19 protein-coding genes are annotated in these 18,650 nt (G+C 47.6%); all 19 read left to right on the top strand.

Annotated elements, in window-relative coordinates; translation table 11 throughout:
- Positions 1–232: 232 nt before the first annotated feature.
- The 19 genes from eutL (at position 233) to ACKKE8_RS30025 (ending at position 18,471) form a co-directional block, all read left to right on the top strand.
- A complete protein-coding gene (gene eutL, locus ACKKE8_RS30115; protein ID WP_409176220.1) occupies positions 233–883 on the top strand; it encodes an ethanolamine utilization microcompartment protein EutL in 651 nt (216 codons plus the stop codon).
- 35 nt (positions 884–918) lie between these two features.
- Positions 919–1,404: a BMC domain-containing protein gene (locus ACKKE8_RS30110; RefSeq protein WP_409176219.1), complete on the top strand. Its 486-nt coding sequence runs from the start codon at positions 919–921 to the stop codon at positions 1,402–1,404.
- A complete protein-coding gene (locus ACKKE8_RS30105; protein ID WP_409176218.1) occupies positions 1,404–2,897 on the top strand; it encodes an acetaldehyde dehydrogenase (acetylating) in 1,494 nt (497 codons plus the stop codon). The genes ACKKE8_RS30110 and ACKKE8_RS30105 overlap by 1 nt, the downstream gene beginning before the upstream one ends.
- 49 nt (positions 2,898–2,946) lie before the next feature.
- Positions 2,947–3,234: an ethanolamine utilization microcompartment protein EutM gene (gene eutM, locus ACKKE8_RS30100; RefSeq protein ID WP_007720104.1), complete on the top strand. Its 288-nt coding sequence runs from the start codon at positions 2,947–2,949 to the stop codon at positions 3,232–3,234.
- Positions 3,235–3,243: 9 nt separating this feature from the next.
- On the top strand, positions 3,244–4,020 hold the full coding sequence (gene pduL / locus ACKKE8_RS30095; protein WP_041749711.1) for a phosphate propanoyltransferase: 777 nt from the start codon (positions 3,244–3,246) through the stop codon (positions 4,018–4,020).
- Between the two features lie 15 nt (positions 4,021–4,035).
- A complete protein-coding gene (locus ACKKE8_RS30090; RefSeq protein ID WP_173619837.1) occupies positions 4,036–4,860 on the top strand; it encodes a hypothetical protein in 825 nt (274 codons plus the stop codon).
- A 4-nt stretch (positions 4,861–4,864) separates the two neighbouring features.
- Complete coding sequence (locus ACKKE8_RS30085; protein ID WP_007720099.1) at positions 4,865–5,152, top strand: EutN/CcmL family microcompartment protein; 288 nt, start codon at positions 4,865–4,867, stop codon at positions 5,150–5,152.
- A 2-nt stretch (positions 5,153–5,154) separates the two neighbouring features.
- Complete coding sequence (eutS, locus tag ACKKE8_RS30080; RefSeq protein WP_088909882.1) at positions 5,155–5,496, top strand: ethanolamine utilization microcompartment protein EutS; 342 nt, start codon at positions 5,155–5,157, stop codon at positions 5,494–5,496.
- Entirely contained in the window at positions 5,493–5,936 is a 444-nt protein-coding gene (locus ACKKE8_RS30075) for a EutP/PduV family microcompartment system protein (protein WP_409176217.1), read from the top strand. Before eutS ends, ACKKE8_RS30075 begins: the two co-directional genes overlap by 4 nt.
- A gap of 93 nt (positions 5,937–6,029) precedes the next feature.
- Positions 6,030–7,490: a sensor histidine kinase gene (locus ACKKE8_RS30070; RefSeq protein ID WP_007720095.1), complete on the top strand. Its 1,461-nt coding sequence runs from the start codon at positions 6,030–6,032 to the stop codon at positions 7,488–7,490.
- Positions 7,462–8,052, top strand: a complete 591-nt coding sequence (locus tag ACKKE8_RS30065) for an ANTAR domain-containing response regulator (RefSeq protein ID WP_047069979.1) — start codon at positions 7,462–7,464, stop codon at positions 8,050–8,052. The genes ACKKE8_RS30070 and ACKKE8_RS30065 overlap by 29 nt, the downstream gene beginning before the upstream one ends.
- Positions 8,053–8,193: 141 nt before the next feature.
- Complete coding sequence (locus tag ACKKE8_RS30060; RefSeq protein WP_409176216.1) at positions 8,194–9,654, top strand: ethanolamine ammonia-lyase reactivating factor EutA; 1,461 nt, start codon at positions 8,194–8,196, stop codon at positions 9,652–9,654.
- 20 nt (positions 9,655–9,674) lie between these two features.
- Positions 9,675–11,036, top strand: coding sequence for an ethanolamine ammonia-lyase subunit EutB (locus ACKKE8_RS30055; RefSeq protein ID WP_409176215.1), 1,362 nt, complete (start codon positions 9,675–9,677; stop codon positions 11,034–11,036).
- A 20-nt stretch (positions 11,037–11,056) separates the two neighbouring features.
- Positions 11,057–11,998 (top strand): ethanolamine ammonia-lyase subunit EutC, encoded by a 942-nt coding sequence (gene eutC, locus ACKKE8_RS30050; protein WP_409176214.1) that lies wholly within the window; start codon positions 11,057–11,059, stop codon positions 11,996–11,998.
- A gap of 20 nt (positions 11,999–12,018) precedes the next feature.
- Entirely contained in the window at positions 12,019–12,960 is a 942-nt protein-coding gene (mdh, locus tag ACKKE8_RS30045) for a malate dehydrogenase (protein ID WP_015893779.1), read from the top strand.
- A gap of 428 nt (positions 12,961–13,388) precedes the next feature.
- Entirely contained in the window at positions 13,389–14,774 is a 1,386-nt protein-coding gene (locus ACKKE8_RS30040; RefSeq protein ID WP_409176213.1) for a helix-turn-helix domain-containing protein, read from the top strand.
- Positions 14,775–15,124: 350 nt separating this feature from the next.
- Positions 15,125–15,415, top strand: coding sequence for an aspartyl-phosphate phosphatase Spo0E family protein (locus ACKKE8_RS30035; RefSeq protein ID WP_047069967.1), 291 nt, complete (start codon positions 15,125–15,127; stop codon positions 15,413–15,415).
- 170 nt (positions 15,416–15,585) lie between these two features.
- A complete protein-coding gene (locus ACKKE8_RS30030; RefSeq protein ID WP_409176212.1) occupies positions 15,586–16,947 on the top strand; it encodes a helix-turn-helix domain-containing protein in 1,362 nt (453 codons plus the stop codon).
- A 162-nt stretch (positions 16,948–17,109) separates the two neighbouring features.
- A complete protein-coding gene (locus ACKKE8_RS30025) occupies positions 17,110–18,471 on the top strand; it encodes a helix-turn-helix domain-containing protein (RefSeq protein WP_409176211.1) in 1,362 nt (453 codons plus the stop codon).
- The last annotated feature ends 179 nt before the right edge of the window (positions 18,472–18,650 follow it).

The following is an 18,650-nucleotide window of genomic DNA, read 5'->3' as shown; positions in this document are numbered from 1 at the left end:
CGTAATATGACCGGAATATGGAAAAGTGACGGAATGCCGAAAACGCTTGCATTTTTCCCTGCCTTGTTCTACATTAGAGACAGGTAAAAGACCACGTAAATAGCGTGTAATCTTCTACCCACAAGTGAATAATCAAAAGGCAAAGGTGCCCTTGAACACGGCTTATTTTTTCGTGTTTAGGCACCTTTTTTTGCTTTTGATCAGGGATGTTGTCTTGAAAGGAGTGACACGCATGGAAAAACCAATTCGAGCGACGCCGCTTGCGATCCGACTGATTCCCAATGTCGATCCTCAATTTGCGGAGAAGCTGAACCTGCCTTCTCATATCCGAAGTCTGGGGCTATTGACCTCCACGATTGACGATGTGGGGTATACGGCCATTGATGAAGCGACCAAAAAGGCAGTGGTGGAAGTTGTGTATGCCAAGTCGTTTTATGCAGGCTCAGGCCATGCGTCTGGACCGTTGTCCGGCGAGTTCATCGGGATGATCGGAGGCGCGACGCCATCGGAGGTGCAGAGCGGACTGGATGCAGCCGTTGCATTTATGGAAAGCGGAGCATGCTTTTACTCTTTGAATGATGAAGGGACGCATGCGTATTACGCCCATGTTGTGTCGCGGACGGGCAGCTACTTGTCTCAAACCGCCGGAATCCGCGAAGGTGAGCCGCTTGCTTACTTGATCGCTCCGCCGCTGGAGGCCATGTATGGTATTGATGCCGCCCTCAAGGCTGCGGATGTACAAATGGTTCAATTTTTTGGTCCACCGACAGAAACGAACTTTGGGGGAGCGCTACTCACTGGCAGCCAATCGGCATGCACGGCAGCCGCCGATGCTTTTGCCGATGCCGTAAGAAGTGTCGCCCAACAGCCTGTCAAACGATAATAGGGATTTTCCCTCTTGAAGGGGAGGTAATGTAAATGCGCGCTACAACATATTCACTCGGCATGATCGAGACGTTGGGCTTGCCTGCTCTCATCGCTGCCGCAGACGCTGCTGCCAAAGCGGCAGACGTCAAAGTCGTCTCTTATGAAGGAGCGGACGCAGGGATCGTTACCGTGTATGTAATCGGAGATGTCTCCTCCGTACAGGCAGCAGTAGATGCTGGCGCTGACGCTGCGAGACGTGTTGGAAGATTGCTGCACTCACACGTGATTCCACGTCCTGATGAAAATGTTCCAAGAATGATTAAAAACCTGCTAAAACCGGAAGTAAAAGAAGAGGTTAAGGCAGAGCCGGCTAAAGCGCCAGTGTCCGGATTGCAAGATCAATCCATCAATGACCTGCGCAAAATGGCGCGTTCGTATGTGGACTTCCCGCTGACAACGAACGAAATCAACATGGCGAAAAAAGAAGATCTCATTCGTCTGTTGGAAGAGAAACAAGGCGGAGGTGACAAAGCCTAATGACACTCGACGCTGATCTGTATTCCATACAGGAAGTGCGTACCTACCTCGCACAAGCAAAGGAAGCACAGGCCAAATTCGCTACCTACAGCCAAGAGCAAGTTGACCGAATCATCGAGGCCATGTCCAAAGCGGGCGTGGAGCATGCAGATCGACTGGCAGCAATGGCTGTAGAGGAAACAGGCTTTGGTAACGTCGCTGACAAGCGGATGAAAAACCTGTTTGCTGCACAAGATGTGTACGCATCTGTAAAAGATGTAAAAACGGTTGGCATCATCCGTAAGGACGAAGAGAACAAGGTATGGGAAGTGGCGCAGCCATTTGGTATCGTAGCAGGGGTTGTACCTTCCACTAATCCGACGTCCACGGTTATTTATAAATCGATGGTCTCCCTCAAGGCGAGAAATGCGATTGTCTTCAGCCCGCATCCGTCGGCAGCCAAATGCACGCTGGAAGCAGCGCGACTGATGGCACAGGCGGCAGTAGCGGCTGGAGCACCAGAAGGCTTGATCCATTGCGTTACGAAGCCTACGCTTCCTGGAACAAATGAGCTGATGAAGCACAAGCTGACCAATCTGATTCTCGCGACTGGCGGAACTCCGATGGTACGCGCAGCATACAGCTCCGGTAAGCCGGCATACGGTGTGGGACCTGGTAACGTACCAGTTTACATCCACCACACTGCTGACTTTGCTGCTGCTGCCAGACGCATCGTGCAGAGCAAGACGTTTGACTATGGTACGATCTGCGCTTCTGAGCAAGCATTGGTAGTGGAGGAATCCACCAAACACCAATTAATTGCTGCCCTGAAGCGTGAAGGCGCCTACTTCCTGAACGAGCAAGAAAAGGAAAAGGTAGCTGCCATCGTCACGATAAACGGCTCGCTGAACGCGAAGATCGTTGGCCGCTCTCCACATGTGATCGCTCAAATGGCGGGTATTACTATCCCTGCTGATACGCGTGTCCTCGTTGCGGAGGAGAACAATGTAGGCAAAGCTTATCCGATGTCCGTTGAAAAACTGGCACCGATCCTTGCCCTCTACACTGTTCAAGGCGACAGCGAAGCGTTTGCTCGTTGCCGCGAATTGCTGGAGCATGGTGGTCTTGGACATACAGCGGGTATTCACGCCCAGGATGACAATGTCATCGCAGCGTATGGTCAAGCAATGCCAGCATCTAGAATTCCGGTAAATACGGGTACGACCTTCGGAGGAATTGGTGCAACGACTGGATTACAACCGGCGTTTACGCTTGGATGCGGTTCTTTAGGCGGCAACATCACTTCCGATAACATCGGTGCGAAGCATATGTTCAACATCAAGCGTGTTGCATTTGGCATCAAAGAAATGCCGCAATCAACGCCAGTATCAGCAGCTCCTGCGACACAAGCGGAAGAAGCTGTCCTACAGGCTGTCTCTTCCATGAATGTCGGCTTGAGCCGCGATGAGATCAAAAACATCATCAAATCCGTGTTAACAGAAATGACGACTTAATGTCGTAAAACACTAAAATTTTGGAGATATAATTAAGGAGGAAATGAAAATGGCTGGAGAAATGTCCGCATTGGGAATGGTAGAAACAAAAGGTTTGGTAGGAGCAGTTGAAGCTGCTGACGCAATGGTAAAAGCAGCTAACGTAAAACTGATTGGTAAAGTACACGTAGGTGGCGGTCTCGTGACTGTTATGGTACGTGGTGACGTAGGTGCAGTAAAAGCTTCCACAGACGCAGGTGCCGCTGCTGCTGAAAAAGTAGGAGAGCTCGTATCTATTCACGTTATCCCACGCCCTCATGGAGACATTGAACTGATTCTGCCTAAACTCGAAGGGTAATAAATCCTTATGGCAGTGATTACAGAAGCATCCTTGAGAGCCATGCATAAGTCAGGCATTCCAAACCCCTTTCTCGTTGAGAAAGGGGATAAAATAACACCAGCAGCGGCAGATTTCTTGAAAGGAAGAGGGATTCAAGTGAAACAAGTTGATCAGAACCAGCAGCCTTCCACCAATCAAGCTGCCGAGGCAGTGCGAGAAATTCCTTTGGGCGTATCTAACCGTCACATTCATTTGTCGCAAGCAGATGTCGAGAAGCTTTTCGGAGCCGGACATCAATTGACGCCAATGCGTGATTTGTCGCAACCGGGCCAGTTTGCTTGCCAAGAAACAGTCACCATCGTGGGACCAAAAGGCAGCATCCACGGGGTTCGCGTTTTGGGACCAGCTCGTGGCGCGACACAAGTGGAAATTTCCCGGACAGACGGCTTTGCAGTAGGTGTTCAAGCCCCTGTGCGTATGTCTGGAGATATTGAAGGAACACCAGGTATGGTACTCGTTACGGCAAAAGGGACAGTCGTGATGGACAAAGGCGTAATCGTAGCGAAGAGCCACGTTCATATGTCTCCTGCAGATGCCGAGCAATATCAAGTGAAGGATGGCGATACGCTGATCCTGGCGACGCAAAGCGATCGTCCTATCATCTATCCAGATGTAGTCGTTCGTGTGCATCCGCAGTTTGCACTTGATTTCCACGTTGATACGGATGAAGGTAATGCCGCTAATTTGAAAACGGGCGACCGGGTAAAAGTGATCGGCAAGAACGGGCAATTTTACTCCGGCTAACGGAGGTTGAGCTTGATGGACATCAGAGAAATGGTGGCGTCGATTACAAAAGAAATTTTGCAATCGATGAATACGGAAAAGCAAAGCACAGCGCCTCGTGTCCTGTACGTTTTTTGCGACAGCCAGGCTCATGAGGCGTTTCAGGATCATTTTATCCAACTGAAAAACCACGGGATCTGCCATGACATTCTCTTCCTGGACGGAGAAACCTCCTCTTGGTTGGGAATGCACAAGATCGAATGTGGGGGAGCAGGCAGAATTCTTACAGCAGATGAGTACGCTCCTGCCCCGTTGGAAGTGCCGAAAGATTATGTCGGTATCGTGATTCCAGAAATTGATTTGGATAATGCAGCGAGAATTGCTTCCGGTCTTAAAGGAACGATCAAAGCGGAAATCGTCTTTTCCGCGTTGGTGACGGGTAAATTCGTCATCGCTGGTTCCGATGTGCCAGGAATCAAGCGCGCAGACCGTCGTACCCTGCAAACATTGACACTGACACCTGCTTATGAAAAGCTATTCAACCGTCACGTTGAGGGCATGAAAGAACTGGGTGTGGAGTTTGCAGAGCAACGCCGTCTGGCTGATCGCGTGGTTTCTAAGCTGAAGTCTCAGCTGCAAAAAGTGGAGACTACTACCAAGACAGAACAACCGACATTGACTCCTTTGGATGAGCAAGAAGCCGTCTTTTCCGGGAAGCTGTTGACAGCGGATTGGATCAGATCTCAGCCTGAGCTTCGCGATACGACTTTGATCGTGAAAAAAGGTGCAATTGTTTCTCCACTTGCTTATGACAGCATGAGAGAACGCGGCATTACGGTCAGCTATTTAGGAAAAGGGTGATCGCATGTTTTTGGGAAAAGTGATCGGCAGCGTCTGGGCCACGCAAAAAGAAGCAGGCATGGAAAATCTCAAGCTCATGGTGGTTCAGCCGATTGATTGGCGTGGCGAAGAAGGCGGACAAACCGTTATCGCAGCGGACAGGATCGGTGCGGGAATCGGGGAGCAGGTTATCGTCTCTCGTGGGACGCCTGCCCGAATCCTTTTCTCCGGCACCAGTGTGCCGATCGATGCGATCATCGTAGGCATCGTGGATTCGTTTGAGGTGCCGGGTGCCGCAGGAAGAGAGGAATAGGAATGGAACAGGAACGTTCACGAGTCATCCAGGAATTCGTACCAGGGAAACAGGTCACGTTGGCTCATGTAATTGCAAACCCTGACCCAATGCTCTATACCAAGCTAGGTATCAATGAGGCCGGTGCGATCGGCATTTTGACTTTGACGCCTACCGAAACAGCCATTATTGCCGCGGATATTGCGACAAAGGCTGCTGACGTCGAGCTTGGGTTTCTCGATCGTTTTACAGGTTCACTGATTGTCGTAGGCGATGTATCCGCTGTTGAGATGGCAGTCGAAGCGGTCAATCAGGTACTGAGCGAAAAACTGCGGTTTACACCGGCGTTGGTGACGAAATCATGACCGGCCGTGTAATGATTATCGGTGCAATCGAAGCAGGAAAATCTTCTCTGGTGCGGGCGCTGTTCAATGACGAACAGCCTGCCAGGAAGACACAAGCGCTCGAATATCGGGACTGGGCGATTGACACTCCGGGTGAGTACAGCGAAAACCCGATGTTTTACCGCACGCTTATGGCGACCTCTCTTGAGGCGAAGGTCATTGTGATGGTGCAGGATGCTACGCGGGAGCGCAATTATTTCCCTCCTGGCTTTTCGCAAGGGTTTCCGCAATCGTGCATCGGGGTCATTACCAAAATGGATCATCCTGATGCAAATGTGGAGAGGGCAGAACAATACCTGCGTCAATCGCTCGGCAATGCGAAGATTTTCCGGACCTCCTCGCTCACGAGTGAGGGAGTGCCAGAATTGCGAGCGTATTTGCAAGAAATTGTCAATGAGTAAGCGTGATTAACCAGTATTACACCCCTTTCCGCCGTAGCGTGTCTGTGAGAAAATGAGGTCATATCAACTCCTAGCAGGTGAAAAGAGGTTCACATGCAATCAATACGAGAAGTGTGCAAAGCGTCCACGACGTTGAGTGATGACGACATTCGGATTGTGGAGGATCTGGCTTCCAAGCTTCAGATTTTTGCTGATCTGTCTCAAGCGGACATGTTTATCGATTGTCCGACGGTAGATCGGAGCGCTGCGATGGTAGTCGCACAAGCTGCACCGAGTACGGCACGCTCTATGTACAGTGGATCGGTCGTAGGGCATTTGGCGACGGCGATTAATGAGCCGGCCGTTATGTATTGTCTGACTACAGGCAAGCCCGTCATCGGTTCACGTGGGGTTTCACAGGAGCAGGTCGTGATGCGACAAAGTGTCGTACCCATCACGAATGCGGCTGGAAAAACAATCGGGACCTTGATAACTGAACAAGATATATCCAAACAGGTGGAACAGGAAAAGAACGTCGAAATGCTCAAGGAAACAACGGAGCAGTTAAGTGAGACGCTTATCCAGTTCGCTGTACCTGATCTGCCCATTTCGTCGCTTTTGCACGAGGGCATGATTTTGTTTGATCAGAGTGGGGTTATCACGTACGCCAATGGCCGTGCCCACAAACTGCTCTCCTTGATTGGCTTTGAACGGCCGGAAAAAGGCGAGAGTATCGAACGTATTTTTTCCTGGAGAGTTTCCCCGGAGAATTTTGTACGCAACGGGGGTTATATTCAGGAGGAGCTGTCAAAAGGCAAGCATTTTATCATGATGAAAGCGGTTTCGTCCGTCCGCAAACAAGACATCATCGGGGGATTCATTCTCCTGCGAGACATATCGGACATTCGGGAAAAAGAAAAGCAATTAATGATCAAATCCGCGGTGATCAAAGAGATTCACCACCGGGTCAAAAACAATTTGCAAACCATCTCTAGTCTGTTGCGCCTGCAAATGCGGCGTTCGCAGTCCAACGAGATTGAAAAGGTATACCGGGAAAGCATCAATCGCATCAACAGCATCGCCATTATTCACGAATACTTGGCACAGGATGGTCTGGAGCAGATTGACTTCAAAGAGATTTTAACCAAAATATCGAAAATTATCGTCTCTTCGATGAGACGTTCTGAGCAAGCCATACACGTCGTGGTGACCGGGGAATCGGTGTATCTGCCGTCCAACAAAGCAACATCGTTTGCCTTGATCGTCACCGAGCTGATTCAAAATTGCATGATTCATGGTTTTCATGAGCAGCAAGAAGGGAAAATCTCTATTGCACTCGTCGCCAAGGAAGACTTCGTTAGTTTGTCTGTGACAGACGACGGAGTAGGAATCGAGGACATGGAGCAAATCCACAAAAAGGGCCATCTCGGCCTGAAAATTGTCGATACGCTGGTCAGGGAAGACCTCGAGGGCACGATGCATTTCCGCAACACTGGGAACGGAACAGAGGTTACCATCCTCTATCCGATCCAAAAGGAGGATGAAGATGACACAGCCGAAGATTATGGTGGTTGATGACGAGCCGATTATTCGCATGGATTTGCGCGAGATGCTCGAAAATGAAGGGTATTTAGTGGTTGCCGAGGCGAAAAACGGAGAAGAGGCAGTCGAACAGGCCCATCGTCACAAGCCCGATCTGATCATCATGGATGTGAAAATGCCTGTCTTGAATGGAATCAAGGCAAGCAGTATCATTCGTTCCTTTTCAGACAGTTCCATTCTTCTTTTGACGGCTTATAGCCAAAAGGAACTCGTCCAGGATGCCAGAAAAGCGGGTGTAACGGCTTACTTGGTGAAGCCGGTGTCGGAGGATGACTTGATTCCCGCAGTAGAAATCGCCCTCAGTCAAAAGGAAAAAGTCGTTTCACTGAAGAAGGATATCAATGATCTGAAGCAAAAGATCGAGGATCGCAAAGCAGTGGAAAAGGCAAAAGGAAAGCTGATGAGTGCCCTATCCTTGGAAGAGGATGCGGCTTACAAATGGATGCAGCAAGTAAGCATGCAACGGCGCATGCCGCTTGTGAAGCTGGCAGAGGAAATTTTGTCGGGCGAGCAGGCCATTTTTACGCAAGGCTAGTACTGACGTTTTCATAAAAAGCAGTGACAAGTAGATACGAAGAGAGCAAAGGCGCTTGAATCAGACCGGGAGCAAGGAACCGGCTGTTCAAGCGTTTTTTCGTAAGCCCGTCTGGCACGCCAATGGTTCAAGGAGGTTCATATGGACGAACAATGGATCCAAAGCGTCGGGATCGATGTGGGAACAAGCACGACCAAAATGATCGTAAGCCGATTGCGATTGGGTCGCATGTCCAGCACGTTTTCGCTGCCGCGTTATCAGATTGTGGAGCGACAATTGCTGTATGCGAGTGAAGTACATTCCACACCGCTCATCGGATTTGATGAAATCGACGCTGACGGAATCGGATCGATTCTTGCAGCCGAGTACGACAAGGCACAAATCAGCTTGTCTCAAATCAAGTCCGGGGCGGTCATCATTACCGGAGAAACAGCCAGCAAAAAGAACGCACAGCATATCGTTCATCTGCTGGCTGAACGCTCCGGGGATTTCGTGGTAGCGACAGCAGGTGCTGACCTCGAAGGCGTGCTGGCGGGCAAGGGCGCTGGCGCAGAAAAGCGCTCCCAAGCCATGCAAGGTGTAATCGTCAATGTCGATATTGGCGGAGGAACAGCGAATGCAGCCTACTTCCAACGTGGTCGAGCGATTGCGACGGTTACGTTCCATGTCGGAGGAAGACTGATCCGTCTCAGTCCGCAAGGTGTCGTTCAATACGTGTCGCCGAACATTCAACAATGGCTGTCGGCAAAAGGACTGCGTATTCAAGTCGGACAGGAAATCGGATTCGCGCAGCTCACAGAGGTTGCCGAACAGCTGGGACGCAGCATGCTCGATTATTTGACGGGGAAAGAGCGCCAAGTATCAGGCCTGCTCGTAGTGGGGCCGCATTTGCGCGATTCCATCCCTGTTGACGAATTGACTGTCTCAGGCGGTGTGGGTCTGCTCATGAGCGGACCTCCCGTCAGAAATATATCGGATGCGAGTCGATACGGTGATTTCGGCCCACTGCTCGGATATGTACTCCAGCAGGAGCGCGAAAAAGGAACGTATCCGGTACAGTGGCTAGACCCGGATCAAACAGTACGGGCAACGGTAATTGGCGCGGGGATGCAGAGCACGGAGATTAGTGGTTCAACCGTGCATATCAAGCCGGAGCTGTTGCCGATTAAAAATATTCCGATTCTCAAGCTGGAGCTTACCGAGGAACAGTTGGCGGATGCCACACGACTGCGACAGGAAGTGGCTTCGATCTACCAACTGGGTGAGCGCCTGTTTGAAAAAACGACAGGGATTCCTTTCGCACTCGCGATCTCCGGCATCGGGTACTGCTCGTACGCTCTGCTACAGACGCTGTCCCAGGAGCTGTCGGAGCAATACCGGGCCACTTTCCCTGAGAGTCAAACCATGGTCGTAATCTGTGAAACAGATATGGCGAAAGCGCTCGGGCAGGCCTTGGCGCTGCGTTGCAAAGGGGAACCGGAAATCATTTGCATCGATCAGGTGCGTGTGGAATACGGCGATTACATCGATCTCGGTGAGCCGATCTCGGGAACGATTATTCCCGTCGTCGTCAAAACACTCGCGTTTGATGAAAGGCCGTAATGTAAGAAGGGGTGGACGTGATGAACACGAAAACGACTGTGCTTGGACATACCTATCAATTTCGCGATTTGAAAGAAGTTTTCGCGAAGGCTAATGAAGATAAATCAGGCGACCAGCTGGCTGGTCTCGCCGCTGCTGATTCCCGGGAACGTGTAGCTGCCAAGCAGGTTTTGGCTGATCTGACGCTGGCGGATATCCGCAACAATCCGATGGTTCCGGCAGAAGAAGACGAAGTATCGCGTGTGATCGAAGAAGGCATCAACGAAAAAATTTACAATGAAATCAAAAACTGGAGTGTAGCAGAACTCCGCGAGTACATTTTGAGCCATCAAGCAGGCGATAATGAACTCAAGCGCATCAGTCGCGGCTTGTCCAGTGAAATGATCGCAGCAACCGCCAAGCTCATGAGCAACCTGGACTTGATTACGGCTGCGTCCAAGATTAAAGTTGTGACGCATGCCAACACGGCAATCGGTCAGAGAGGTGTATTGGCTTCTCGTGTACAGCCGAACCATCCATCCGATAACGTACAAGGCATCAAGGCGTCTCTGTACGAAGGATTGAGCTACGGAATCGGCGATGCGGTTATCGGAATCAACCCGGTTATCGATACAGCGGACAGCGTCAAGGATATTTTGAACATGACCAAAGACGTGATGACCAAGTTCGATATCCCGACCCAAAACTGCGTATTGGCTCACGTATCTACGCAAATGCGTGCCATCCGTAATGGGGCACCAGCAGACTTGATTTTCCAGAGTTTGGCGGGTAGTGAAAAAGGAAACAATGCATTTGGTATTGATGTAGCGCTGTTGGATGAAGCAGACGAGCTGATGCGCAAAGAGGGTACTTCCTATGGACCGAACTTCTGGTACTTCGAGACAGGCCAAGGCTCTGAGCTGTCTTCCGAGGCGCATCACGGCATGGACCAGGTAACGATGGAAGCACGCTGCTACGGTTTGGCTCGCAAATACAATCCATTTATCGTGAACACAGTAGTTGGATTCATCGGACCTGAGTATTTGTACGACAGCCGTCAAGTAATCCGCGCAGGATTGGAAGACCATTACATGGGTAAAATGCACGGTTTGCCAATGGGCTGTGACGTATGCTACACGAACCACATGAAGGTCGATCAGAACGACATGGACAATCTCGGTATTTTACTCTCGTCGGCAGGCGTTAACTTCGTGATCGGCGTAGCCATGGCAGACGATGTCATGCTCAACTATCAATCGACGAGCTTCCATGATATTGCGGCATTCCGCGAAGTGATGGGACTGCGCCCGGCGCCTGATTTTGAAAAATGGTTGGAGAAAATGGGCATCATGGAAAACGGTAGGCTGACTGCAAAAGCAGGCGATCCGACAATCTTCATGTAAGATCAGGAGGTGAAAGACGGATGGAACAACAATTAGATTTCTTGGTAGATAAAGTAGTAGCAGAGCTGCAAAAGAAGCTGGGAGAGGCCACAGAACAAGCTCCGTCACCAAAAGCAGAGACAGGCTTGATTCAACTGAGATCGGAGCCAAAGACAGAGCCGGTAGCGAGTGCGACGACGGCTCCAACCCCAGCTCCAGTGGTGAATGAGCAGCTTGCTCCAATAGCAGAACCTGAGAGAACATCACATGTACCGAATCCGAAGTACAAGGAAGGCTTGGATGAACTGCTGTCCAGCACGCCAGCGCGCATCGGAGTTTGGCGTACAGGTGTGAGACCTTTGACCAAAACTATGCTCGAATTGCGTCGCGACCATGCTGCGGCTGTAGATGCTGTATATGGCGAAGTCAGTCAAGCGGTGCTCGACCAGTTCTCTTTGTTCACAGTGGAAACACAGTATGACAACACGGAAAACTATTTGAAGCGCCCAGACATGGGACGTATCCTCACTGAGGAAGGCGTACGCATGCTCCAAGAGCGCTGCCAAAAGAAACCGCAGGTACAAATCGTGGTTTCGGACGGCTTGAGTGCTGCTGCGGTGGATGCGAACCTGAAAGACGTGCTTCCATCCCTGATGGACTCTCTGAAAAGCTACGGACTGACCTGCGGCACTCCGTTTTTTATCAAGGGCGGACGCGTAGCCAGTATGGATCACGTCGGCGAGATTTTGGAGCCAGAAGTATTGGTGCTCTTGATCGGAGAACGTCCAGGATTGGTTACGGCACATTCCATGAGTGCGTACATGTGCTACCGTCCACGCAAAGGTATGGTAGAATCAGAGCGTACAGTGATCTCGAATATTCATCGTCAAGGTACATCTCCGGTTGAGGCGGGTGCCCACATCGGGACTATTCTCTCCAAAATGCTGGAGCAAAAAGCAAGTGGTGTAAAACTAGTCTTGTAACATGACGAGGAGGATTCAGCATGACATTTCGCAGAAAAAAAGTAGCCGTAATCGGTAGTGGTTTTACTGGAGCGACAACTGCGTTCATCATGGCGCAAAAAGAGCTGGCTGACATCGTATTGGTCGATATCCCTCAATTGGAAAACCCAACGAAGGGGAAAGCACTCGACATGATGGAAGCTTCTCCAGTTCTCGGCTTCGATGCTAGCATCACAGGTACTTCTGACTACAAAGACATCGAAGGCTCCGATATCGTAATCATCACAGCAGGGATTGCACGCAAGCCAGGTATGTCCCGCGACGACTTGGTAGCAACGAATGCAGCCATCATGCGCTCGGTTGCTGAGCAAGTGAAAACATATGCACCAAACTCCATCGTACTCATCCTGTCCAACCCGGTAGATGCGATGACCTATACATTCTACAAAACGTCCGGCTTCCCGAAACACCGAGTAATCGGTCAATCCGGTGTACTCGATACAGCTCGCTTCCGTACGTTCGTAGCGATGGAACTGAATGTATCCGTGAATGACGTAACAGGCTTCGTATTGGGCGGTCACGGTGACGACATGGTACCACTCCTGCGTTACTCCTACGCTGGCGGCATCCCACTGGAAAAATTGATCCCACAAGATCGTCTGGACGCTATCGTCGAGCGTACACGCAAAGGCGGCGGCGAAATCGTAGCTCTCTTGGGCAACGGTTCCGCTTACTATGCACCTGCGGCAGCTCTGGTAGAAATGGCAGAAGCGATCTTGAAAGATCAGAAGCGCATCCTGCCATCCATCGCTCTACTCCAAGGTGAGTATGGCTACAACGATATCTACCTGGGCGTACCAACTCTCTTGGGTGGAAACGGTATCGAGCAAGTCATCGAGCTGGATCTGACTGCTGCTGAGAAAGCAGCCTTGGATAAATCCGCAGATTCCGTTCGTGCGGTTATGAAAGTAGCTATGCCATAAGCACAGTATGAAAATGAAAGCTTCGCCAGATATCTTGGCGGAGCTTTTTTTACAATGTGGATGGAGTAGCCGTAGTGGAGGGAAGAAGCGGATTTCCAGTCTACGCTTCGGCCTACGCCCTGCTGAGGGCGGGTACTGTTCGCTCCGAAATAAATAGCGGGAGCGCTTCAAAAGTAGAGTTTCGAGGATGTTTTTTCAGAGGTTGAAGCTGAAAACCCCCGCTATTTATTTCGGAGCTGGGTAGGGCTCCAGAGGCGCTAGGACTGGAAATCCGCTTCTTCCTACGAGGCTGTATTCGCAAGACATTGGAGGAATTGTGCGAAGAGTGACGAACTAGATTACTGGAATGTTAAGAATTGTAAAGAAAAATCTTTCAAAAAAATATATTTTATTGTAAAATAAAGGAAAAATGTAGGGGTTGATTCTTTATGGGGGGGCTGCAAGGGACAATGCACTGGTCGCTGCGGTCGGAAATTGAAAGACACCGTAGAGAGTGCGGCTATACCTTGAGTAAATTAGGTGAATTAACGGGAATCAACCATGGGAGTTTGAGCGAGATTCTGAACGGAAATCCACCGCGGGCTATGACCATTGGTCAATTAGATGCGCTCGCTGCGGTGTTTGGTCGCGAGCCAGGTTGGTTGTACGAATTGTATACAGAAGAATGCATATCAGAGGGGAGAATATCGCGCCCTCGGTTGATACCATATTTAGTTCGATGTGCGGAGGTTGGGCGAAAAGATTGCATAGAAGAGGTTGTTCCTAAATTATTGGACAACCCTAAAAATATTTCGACCCTCTTTTTAGTGGCAGAACAGCTATATGAAAGCGGGAAACTAAAAGAGTCCGTACCTTTTTATCAGGCTGTCGTTGATAGCGAGAAAGATGGACATTCTGACCAATTCGTAATGAGTCAGTATCGATTGTTTCGGGCTGCACTCGGGACTAATTCAGAAGAAAATGGGGAGGCAGTTATTCGGTTTGCCCCCTATCGTAATCGGCTTCCTGAAAACTATCAGCTGGATGCTTTATTTCAATTAGCGCGGGTTTCTTATGCTTTGCAAAAATGGAAGAAGTCTGAACAGTACGCTGATGAATTACGGTATCTTGCGGAAACGATTTACATATATGAGTTGGACAGATTGAAAAGAGAAAAAAAGAGCGAGCTGCCTGAGACAGAACGTCACTTGGTCTATTATTATGCAATAGGACATTTATTCAAAGGCGCAGCATTGGAAATGCAAGGGCTGTATGTACAAGCGAAACCATATGTACATGCTTACGCTGATTTAGGATGGTTTGAATTGCTGGATGAAGTCGGGCACCAAGAGGTTGAAAGATTTAGGGTTTGGGCAAAGGCTAACTTATACACATTAGAGGTACTAGCTGGCAATACAAGCATCATTGAGGAGTACGCAGACTATCTTGAAAGTCTTCCTACGAATGAAATACTTGCTGGTTTAATTTCTATTATGAAGTCAGCTAATACGTACCAATTTTGTGTGGATGAGATATTAGAACGCTTTTCTTCGCACATTGCCAGTTTTGGTCAATTTAAAGAAGCTATTGGATTGGACAGGCAGCTTCGGTTTCGGTACCAGATAGCCATTTATGAATTCGGCAAAGGGCGTATAGGGAAAGGAATTGAAGAAACGTTAACTTGTCTTTCTCTGGCAGATTCCGTGAGTCGGTATGAGGATGTTCTTAAATGCGTCTCATTATTCGAAGAGTATAGACAGTATGCGTCTGCATCACAAGTCGAGCAATATCAATCCATTGTAACGGGCAGAAAGAGGGCAAATCTCCCAAAATAATTTGATGGAAATCCGCAAACTCTCATTATATGCTAAATTTTGGTGGGCATATACAAATTAAGGGAGGTTTAACTTATGAAAAGAATTATTTTATCAGTGGTTATGGTTTTAGCTATATTTACTGGATCTCCATCTATAGAAAAGCCCAATAACATCAGTATAATTATGTATGAGCATGGAACAGATTCCTAGAGAATTGAGATTCAAGGAATAGTTAGTTAAATAGATCGTAACCGAAAAAACATCCCTCCGATGGGATGTTTTTTTCTATTCAATTTTTCTTAGTCGGTGAATTTCTGCACATCCCTGTATAGTAAATATATGTAATAAATTGTAAAAGAGAGGGGGCGTTGGACATTACTGCTATCGCAAATATTTTAGATAGGGATGTTTCTTTCCATCCTGGAAACTCCCCCAAAAAAGGCGCAGCATCAGCCCCTAAAAGTAAGTGTACGATCCGGGGCATGGTAAAGGAAATCGGTTGCCACTTAGAGTTGGATAATAGAATCGAACAGCTACGACGGGAAATGATGGAGTTGGCGGGAAAGTACGGTCTCTCACATGATAAAGTTTTGGCTGTGAGCCAACAATTGGATAAATATATTGTTATTGCACAAAACAGATTGAAAACGGAAAAGTAAGTCCTTCTCACACCTCAAGTCCTCCAAAACCCTCCATTAAACTATTATCTATCTAGGTAATTGCCGACTCTTGACATATTTGAATCATAGTTTCGAACTGGATTACGAATTGATAAGAAGACCAAGTGGTATATTTTTAAAAATAGTAAAATGGAGGACGGGTCCAAGAGATGATTCTTTATGGGGGGCTGCAAGGGACAATGCATCGGTCGCTGCGGTCAGAAATTGAAAAATGCCGGAGAAAGCACGGTTATACATTAAGCAAGCTAAGTGAATTAACAGGCATTAACCCTGGTAGCTTGAGTGAGATTCTTAATGGAAATCCGCCGCGGGCTATGACTATAGGGCAATTAGATGCGTTCACCAAGGTATTTGGACGCGAGCAGGGTTGGTTATATGAATTATACCCGGAAGAATGTTTGTCAGAGCAGAGAATTTCGCGCCCACGATTAATACCGTATTTGGTTCGATGCGTGGAGGTTGGGAGAAAGGATTGCATAGAGACTGTTGTTTCCATATTGTTAGAGAATCCGAAAAACATCTTGATTCTGTTTGCCCTTGCAGAGCAACTATATGAGAAAGGGCAACTGAAAGAGTCAGTGCCCTTTTATGAATATGTCATTGAGAATGAGAAAGATAGCTATTCTGACCACTTTGTAATGAGTCAGTATCGGTTATTTCGTGCTGTACTTGGGACAAATGCAGAAGAAAATTGGGAGAATGTAATTCGGTTTTCTCCGTATCGCAATCGGCTTCCAGAGAACTACCAACTCGATGCTTTATTCCAATTAGCACGGGTTTGTTTTGCTTTGCAAAAGTGGAACAAATCAGGGGAGTACGGTGACGAATTACGGCTTCTTGCAGAAACTGTTCACATGCATGAATTGGACAGGTTGAAAAGAAACAAAAAAGGGGAACCCTTGAAACCAGAGCGCCCTCTTGTCTATTATTACGGAATGGGACATTTATATAAAGGTGCAGCACTGGAAATGCAAGGAATGTATGAAGAGGCGAAGCAGTATGTACGAGTTTACGCTGATTTAGGATGGTTTGAATTACTTGATGAAGACGGACGTAAAGAGGTAGAAAGATTCAAGGTATGGGCAAAGGCGAACTCCTATACATTGGAGGTATTATCTGGGAATACAGACGTCTTAGAAGAGTATGTAGACTATCTTGAAAGTTTGCCCACCAATGAATTACTTGCTGGTATGATTTCTATTATGAAATCAGCAAATACCTACCATTTTTGTGTAGATGAGATATTGGATCGCTTTTCTTCGCAAATTGCCAGTTTCGATCAATTTACAGAAGCAATAGGATTAGATCGGCATCTCCAGTTTCGGTATCAGACTGCCATTTATGAGTTTGGTAAAGGGCGGATCGAGAGAGGGATTGAAGAAAGTATATATTACCTTTCCTTAGCAGATTTGATGAATCGACATGACGAGGCTCTTACATACATAGCATTGTTTGGATGGTTAGGGAATTTGAATAAGCGAATAGCTAACCAAAACGAGTTAGGTAACTAGTATCTAGTCAAAGTTTCTTGTAAATATATTGTAGATGGTTTTAGCTGTAAGCCAACAATTCTGAGTCAAAGTTCCGAGCTGGATGACGAATTGATAGGAAGGAAAAGTAGTGAATTTTGGGGAAATAATCAAAACTGTAAAATAGAGGAAAAGGACGAAAGTATGATCCTTTATGGGGGGCTGCAAGAGACAATGCATCGGTCACTGCGGTCAGAAATTGAAAAATGCCGGAGAAAGCATGGCTACACAATAAGCAAGCTGGGTGAATTAACGGGCATTAACCCCGGAAGCTTGAGTGAGATTCTTAATGGAAATCCGCCACGTGCCATTACTATTGGTCAATTAGACGTACTAGCTAAGGTATTTGGTCACGATCCGGGTTGGTTATACGAACTGTATACAGAAGAATGTTTATCAGAGCAGAGAATATCGCGGCCCCGATTAATACCGTACTTGATTCGATGCGTAGAGGTAGGGCGAAAGGATTGCATAGAGGCTGCTGTTCCCCTTATGCTGGAGAATCCGAAAAACATCTCGATTCTGTTTGCCCTTGCAGAGCAGCTATATGAGAAAGGGCAACGGAAAGAGTCGGTGCCCTTTTATGAATATGTGATTGAGAATGAAAAAGATAGCTATTCGAACCACTTCGTGATGAGTCAGTATCGGTTATTTCGTGTTGTACTTGGGACAAATGCAGAAGAAAATTGGGAGAATGTAATTCGGTTTTCTCCGTATCGAAATAGGCTTCCAGAGAACTACCAACTCGATGCTTTATTCCAATTAGCACGGGTTTGTTATGCTTTGCAAAAGTGGAACAAATCAGGGGAGTACGGTGACGAGTTACGGCTTCTTGCAGAAACTGTTTGCATACATGAATTGGAGAGGTTGAAAAGAAACAAAAAAGGGGAACCCCTGAAACCAGAGCGCCATCTTGTCTATTATTACGGAATGGGACATTTATATAAAGGCGCAGCACTGGAAATGCAAGGACTGTATGAAGAGGCGAAGCAGTATGTGCAAGTTTACGCTTATTTAGGATGGTTTGAATTACTTGATGAAAACGGACGTAAAGATGTAGAAAGATTCAAAGTATGGGCAAAGGCGAACTCCTACACATTGGAGGTATTGTCTGGCAATACAAGCATCATTGAAGAGTATGCAGATTATCTCGACATTCTTCCCACCATTGAAGTTCTTGCTGGTTTAAATGCCATTATGAAATCCGCTAACACCTACCACTTTTGCGTGGATGGGATTTTAGAGCGCTTTGCCTCCCAAATTGATAGTTTCGATCAATTTACAGAAGCAATTGGATTGGATCGACATCTTCGGTTTCGATATCAGATGGCTATTTATGAGTTCGGTAAGGGAAGGATAGAGAGAGGAATTGAAGAAACGATATATTGCCTTTCTCTAGCGGATTTGATGAATCGACATGACGAGACCCTTACATACATAGCATTGTTTGGATGGCTAGGGAATTTGAATAAGCGAATAGGTAACCAAAACAAATTAGGTGACTAGTATACTGTTAGGTCATTGTGAATATATCGTAGGTTGATGAAACATCCTTTGTCAGGATGTTTTTTTTATTCCATTTTTTGCAGTTGGTAAAAACCTGCATATCAATTTATGGTTAATTATGTAATAAATCTCAAAATGAAGGAGGTGGGATATGAAGATATTCCATAAAGCAATAGAAA

This window comes from Brevibacillus fortis, assembly GCF_046196545.1.
Taxonomy (GTDB): domain Bacteria; phylum Bacillota; class Bacilli; order Brevibacillales; family Brevibacillaceae; genus Brevibacillus; species Brevibacillus fortis_A.
This window is presented reverse-complemented; position numbering and strand designations above follow the sequence as displayed.